This window comes from Streptomyces sp. NPDC043812, assembly GCF_056436245.1.
Genome location: NZ_JBWKCY010000097.1, coordinates 1 through 1529, shown reverse-complemented (window position 1 = coordinate 1529; position 1529 = coordinate 1). Strand labels below are relative to the sequence as shown.

Below are 1529 nucleotides of genomic sequence, written 5' to 3'. Positions count from 1 at the left end.
CCGGATTGACGCCGCGGAAGCGTCAAACCGGACCCGGGCCAGCCCTCTGTGCGCCTCGGCGTCAGCAGCGAGCAACGGCCAAGCTGACGACGTAGTGCTCCTCGACCGTCCCGTTTGGGAAGACGCCAGTCAGGAGGTTCCTCTCCGCAGCCAAGAACGCCTTCGTGGCTTTCTCTCCGAGGACCAGGAAGTCGGAGTAGCTAAGGGTCTGCCGGTCATTAAACTGTCGTCTTGATCTTGCTGTTGGGGTTGCTGCTTTGGGTGGCGACTTGGGCTTGGAGGGCTGTCAGGGCGGCTGGTGGGGTGGTGGCCGGCGCGATGGTGATGCCCTGTGCTTCGAGCAGGCGTCTGATCTTCAGCAGGGTGCGGTGCATGGCGGTGCGGCTGCTGTTGAAGAGCACGGCGAGGGGTTCCGCGGCCAGGTTGACGCGCAGGTGGAGCACGGTGGCCAGGACCTGGTCGGCGAAGGTGAGCCGGGGTGGGCGTCCACGGCGGGTGTCCCCTTTTGCGGCCAGGGTTTCGGTGAGGTGCTGCAGTTGGTGCGGGGCCAGGCCGGTCAGTGCGGGATCGGACAGCATGGCCGGGTCCCACTACGGCGTCGGTGGCCGGCCGCTGCGGGCTGCCGGGATGGCCGGGGTCGGCTGGGGTGCAGGACGTAGTTCCACTGGGGGTGCAGGACGTAGTTCCACTCGCCGTGGAAAGTGTGCCGGGTCAGCGGCAGAGCCGCCATCTCCGCGTCGCCGACACCCATGCCGATGGGGTAGGTGTTGGTGTCCAGCCGGGCCTTCACGCGCAGTCCGGTGCGGGTGGTGGTCGCGGCGATCGATTCGAGGATGACTTCGTGGCTGGTCAGCGGGCGGCCGCGCCAGTTCATGGTGATGTGTGAGAAGAGCCGGTGCTCAATCTTGTTCCACTTCGATGTGCCCGGAGGCAGGTGACAGACTGTGATGGTCAGACCGGTCTCGGCGGCCAGGCGGGCGAGGTGGAGTTTCCAGGCCCGGGTGCGATAGCCGTTGGAGCCGCCCGCATTGGCGGTGATCAGCAGCCGGGAAGCCCACGGATAAGCGGCCTGGCCTTGGTTACACCACCAGCGGCGGATCGACTCCACCGCGAACGCGGCGGTGTCGTGGTCGGTGCCGACGTTCACCCAGCCGGTGTTGGCCGCCAGGTCGTAGATGCCATAAGGGATGGCCTTGCCCAGCTGCGGATCGGCGAAGTCATGCACGCGCACCAACACCGGATCACCCGTCGGCCGCCAGGAACGGCCCGGATTGTGGAAGTCGCCGACCAGCTCCTTCTTCTTGGTGTCCACGCTGATCACCGGCTGGCCGGCGTCCCGGTGATCGCGTGCTTGCTCGTTGAGATACCGGAACTGGGCATCCCGGTCCGCATGCTGACTGCCCTCGAGCGTCTTGGCGTTGGCCTGCAGCCGGAAGCCCTCCTGGTGCAGCAGGCTGGCAACGGTGTCCGCACCGACCCGGTGTCCCTGGCGGGTCAGCTCGGCCGCCAGCGTGCGGGTCGACTTGGTC

1 pseudogene is annotated in these 1529 nt (G+C 67.2%); it reads right to left on the bottom strand.

Going from position 1 to position 1529, the window contains the following annotated elements:
• Positions 1-218 precede the first annotated feature (218 nt).
• Positions 219-1529: pseudogene (locus AC067Z_RS38890) on the bottom strand (ISAzo13 family transposase); the annotation flags it as partial.